Origin of the sequence: Flavobacterium sp. (assembly GCF_036759525.1) — a bacterium.
In the GTDB taxonomy this organism is placed as follows: domain Bacteria; phylum Bacteroidota; class Bacteroidia; order Flavobacteriales; family Flavobacteriaceae; genus Flavobacterium.
Map to the genome: position 1 here is coordinate 3,671 of NZ_DAIOUN010000032.1, position 5,053 is coordinate 8,723.

Sequence of the window (5,053 nt, forward strand, 5' to 3'; positions counted from 1 at the left end):
CCGGTTGACCACAAATAACTAGCCGCAGGAGAAGCCGTTAAAGTTACCGATCCACCGGAACAAAAAGAAGTAGCTCCACTTGGAGTAATGGTAGCTTCCGGAGTAGCCAAAACCGTAACAGCTACAGTTGAAGAGGCTAAGGTTTGTGTGGTAGCTGTCTGACCACAATCGTTATCTGTAGCATAACCCACAACAAAATAATAACGAGTACCCACAGCAGAAGCGGTAGTCTCAGGTATATAAGTGGAAGCGGTTGCTCCCGAAATAGCCGTTGCTCCAGCCACCGTATTCGAATCGGTAGTATTGTAATACCATTGGTATTGATAGGTAGGTGTACCTACAACTCCAGCATTTGTAATAACAGCCGTTAAAACAGTAGCTGCCAAATCCTGACAAACCGTTTGAGGTGTAGCATCGGCTAGAGCAGTCGAAAACGGACACAAAGGCGAGGAAGCCGAAGTAATAGTTAATGTACCGGGTACATAAGAAAAAGTATAATTCGCAGCCGAACCTCCACTAACAACAATAGGATAAGTACCGGGAGTTGCCAAGTCAGCCGTTGGGCTACTGGCAGTAGGCTCCTCAATCAAATCGGCTTCGGTTTCATTATTCACAAATCCGGAATAACTCACGGTAAAGGATGGCAAAGTAGTATTTTCAATCGCAACTTGATCGTCTGCAGTTACAGTTAACAACACTTGAGAAATCGTAAAAGCATAAGCTGCCGAACTGGCTCCATTGAAATTAGCGTCTTCAGCCACTGTAGCAACTACTTGATAAGTACCCGCTTGAGAAGGTAATAATGCTGTCGGACCATAGCTAACGCCGGTATAGCTGTAGGTAATAGCTCCGTTTGAACCGGTCTGGCTTACGGTATTCGGTCCTTGTGGTAATCCGTTGTAAGTATAAGAATTTGAACCCGTTACACTTATACTTGAATTTGCTTTATTTACTGTGACACTAACCGTAGTGGTTACCGTATTGTAATTTGCTAAATCTGTAGGTGTAAAAGTGACACCATAAGAGGCAGTTCCAGCATTAGGTGCAGTACTGGGTGAAGTAAATGCAAATGTCCCAGGCGTACTAGAAGTAAACCCACCTATTGTAGAAGAAGCTAGGGTTTGTCCAAACGTAATGTTAGTCGCAGTACCTGTTCCGGATATAATGGGGGTTGCTTTGTTTACAGTTAGAACTTGTGTAACACTAGTTGCCGCACAATAAGTGGCGTCACCGGCTTGTGAAGCAGTGATAGTAGCGGTTCCGGCTCCTAGTATTGTAACGTTTCCACTACTATCCACAGTGGCCACACTAGAATTATTGGAACTATAAGTTACCGTTAACCCAGAAGAAGCTGTAGTCGCAACCGAATAGGGTGCATCACCAAAAGTTTTGGTTAATGGAGTGGTAAGTGCAGTTAAAGTTTGTGAGGTACATGAGGGAGCAAATGTCGCCGCTAAACTAAAATTATCAATTCCAATACCTTGTGAATTTGAACCTGTTGTAACTAAATTCCATCTTAAATAAAAGTTCCCACCATTGGGTATTGATAAACCGGTTATACTAATTCCTGTCTTAGAAATAACTCCTGCATTTGTAGTAGAAGGTATTCCGGAAGGAGAAAAACTATATGAACTTGCACCAGTTGGAAGTGAAGAAGAAGAAATATCTCCAGCTGGAACTGATACCCAAGTTGAACCATTAGTAGAATAAAAAAAGGCAACTGATGCTGCAGCAGTATTAATTCTATATCTTTCTAAATCATACGAAATAGTGACACTAGTCAAATTATTCGCATTTGTATTTGAAAAAAAAGCCATAACACTATTTGGACTGGCATAACCTCCAGATGTCATAACTCCTATAGCTCTATCTGAAACTCCTGCCCCCCAATTATAGGTTGTTCCAGTAGTTGGAGCTCCAGATGATGCCTGAGCACCTAAAGTTGATGTGCCTCCAGCCCAAGTTGGACTTGCACTTTGTTGTACTCGCCAATTTGATGGAGCTGTTGTATTAGCATTCATTCCATCAAAATTTTGAGTAATGGTAGATGTATTTGAAATATTGATTTGCGACCAAGTCACATGTGAAGTACTCACAAGCAACAAAACAAAACACAAAAATAAAAGCCATTTAGACTTTCTAAAAAGTAACAGGTTTATCATAATACAAATTTTAATTGATAACAAAATTATTGATAAAATTCTATAATTTATGAACTTCTCATTAATAAATTGTTAATGATTTTTAACAATACCTTTCAGCGAAAAAATAGTCTTTTTGTCGATGTTTTTAAAAGAGATTGATTTGCTTTTCTTACAATTAGTAATTGATATTTTAAAACCAATTACGATAGAGTTAAAAAAGAAAAGACCTCCAAAGGGAGGCCTTTTTAAAATATAAAATAAATAGGAAATTAGCGTTTTACAACACGTACAGTGCGTAAGGCATCTCCTTGAGAAATCACTGCCGTAAACACACCGCTTGGGTAGGTAGAACCAAAAGTGAATTCAGGTAATACCGCAGCCTCCAAACGATGACTGTCAATCAAACGACCGGTCATATCATAAACGGCAATTTGAATAGGTTCAACTGAAGAAGTAGCTAATGACAATCCAAAGTACGAAGTATAAGGGTTCGGATATGCAACTACATTAAAATCAACAGGCGTAACATCTACGGTAGTTTCTGTGGCAACAACTTGGCGTTGAACTTCAGAAGCAGAAACCGGACGAGCTCCACCTGGCGTTACAATACTACAATCTTTTCCGGGATAAAACACACCGTAAACTTCAGTCTCAACAGCTATGCTATACTCTGTGGCAGGTTGTAAACCAGGGAACATAGACAAGTTAAAACTACGGTAGCTTCGAGTAATAGTTTCGCTATACCCGGGAGCACTCAAAGTATAACGGTATTGCGTAGCACCTGCTACAGCGTTTACCGTGATGGCATCAAAATAACTGGCTACTTGCAAAGGAGTATCCCCACATCCACTTACACCGGTATCAGGTAAAGAAGGGGTAAATATTTCACAGGTTGGACCAAAATCAGACCATACATTTTCTCCATCAATCAACACGCGAACTTGAACCGCTACTTGATATCCGGCACGGAATCGCAAATTCAATCCGGGAACCGAATTCAAATTAAAATTATTGAAATTACGCTCAATATATTTGTAATCCGTTGGAGTATCCGATTTGGCTACTCTAAAACGGTAACGATTAGCAGACAATACAGTGGTACTACCAACAGTAGAAGTAATCAAAGATAAGGTTGCCCCACACTGACTATCGGTTAACTGAGCCGTAGGAATTGTAGGAGTTGATACGATGCAAACTGGACTATGAGCCGGTTGTACTTCACCATTAACAACAGCTTGAACTTGAATAGCAAAAGAGGTGTTGTAAGCAAATATATCGGTCATGGTCAATTTAAAATTTCGAAAGGTACGAGGTAAAACACGGGTTTGATTGGTAGTCAAATTAGTTATAGTAAATAAATAAGCCAACGAATGCGAACCCACGTTTGGTACTGTACAAGTAATGGTAGAACCAACCGAGGGCAATACACTATTAAAGAAAGAAGGCAACATGGATACAACTACAGGCTCACATCCATCATACAACGATCCGTCGCAATTGTTATCTACACCATCAAAACAAATTTCTGCAGCTCCGGTCCAAGCTAAAGGCTCACTATCATTACAATCCAAGGCATTGGTAACATAGCCCACCGGAGGTCCGGTACATGTGGCAGTTGTCAAAAGAGGCGAACCATACCCATCTCCATCTTCATCAAAATAATACGTTACAGCTTGATTTACAACAACTACACCTTGCGAAGAACTTCCCGCCGTATTACTTACAGTAACTAATCCTCCAACTCCGGGAGTAATTTGAACGGTCAAACTGGTAGCCGTTTGAGTTAAAATGGAGGCCGAAGACGCTCCCACAGTTACCGAATTAACTTGCAACAAATTCGTACCGGTTAATGTCAATACCGAGGTAGTATTACTACATACACTCAAAGGGGCTACCGAAGAGAGTACAGGAGCTTGTAAAACCAACTCCCCTTGAAATGAAAAATCATTAATACTAAATTGCCCCCCATTATTACCGGCATTATACCCATACAAACGGAAGGTTACAGTTCCGGTCAAACCTTGATAAGCCGCAGCGGTTAATCCCACAGTACGGTTTTGTGCAGTGGTAGCGGTAGTGGTAAAATCTGTTCCTATAGCACTGCCATACGAATCCAAACTGGAACGAAAACTGAAAGCTCGGGGTCCGTTATTGTTACGTTGACCGGTATAAGTAAATCCGGCTAAATTCAAAACATAACCAGGCGTTACAGTTAAGGTAAATTCAAAATAATCATTGGCAGATAAAGTCAAACTTGTTGTAGTTATCCAATTATTGGCACTATATACATCTGCAGCAGTAACAGCACTCAAACCTGCTCCTCTTCCGATTCCGGTTGAAGTCAAACCATTCACTAAGACCTGTCCGGTAGCAAAAGGATTCGCCGAACTGGGGTTAGTACCGTTTATAGTATTACTTAAAATAACCACGGGTGCAGGCGATGCCTGAACTCCAAAAGACACAAGTACAAGTGCCAATAAATAAAAAGTTTTCGAAAAAAGTAATTTTTTAGTTTCCATACGCATAAATTTTTGTTACGATTAGCAATTGTTTTCAAGCGGAAAAACAAAAAAACAATTGGGTTAAGGGTTTGGGTTAAAATTGTAAATCATCAATTACGATTCAAATGTAGAATCGGTTTTGAGAATAGATAAGATTTTTCGACAGAATACGCATTTTATCGATAAAATCACCAATCAAGGCACTTCAAGGGGTATAAAAAACCTTTGGTCGAACAATAAAACAAGAGGTAAAACCCAAAAATCAAAAAAATTTAACCCAAAAAATACGTATAATTTAAAAAATAAAAAAAAACACATTACAATCCCCCCAACCTACTCATAGTAAACACATTACCCACAACAGACAACAAAAAAAAGACCTCCAATCGCTTGGAGGTCTCTTTTCAT

General features: G+C 39.9%; 2 protein-coding genes. Both read right to left on the reverse strand.

Going from position 1 to position 5,053, the window contains the following annotated elements:
* On the reverse strand, positions 1 to 2,162 hold a 2,162-nt coding region (locus tag V7M80_RS12970), incomplete at its 3' end, for an MBG domain-containing protein (protein WP_333696764.1).
* A 251-nt stretch (positions 2,163 to 2,413) separates the two neighbouring features.
* Entirely contained in the window at positions 2,414 to 4,663 is a 2,250-nt protein-coding gene (locus tag V7M80_RS12975; RefSeq protein ID WP_333696766.1) for a MopE-related protein, read from the reverse strand.
* Between the last annotated feature and the right edge of the window lie 390 nt (positions 4,664 to 5,053).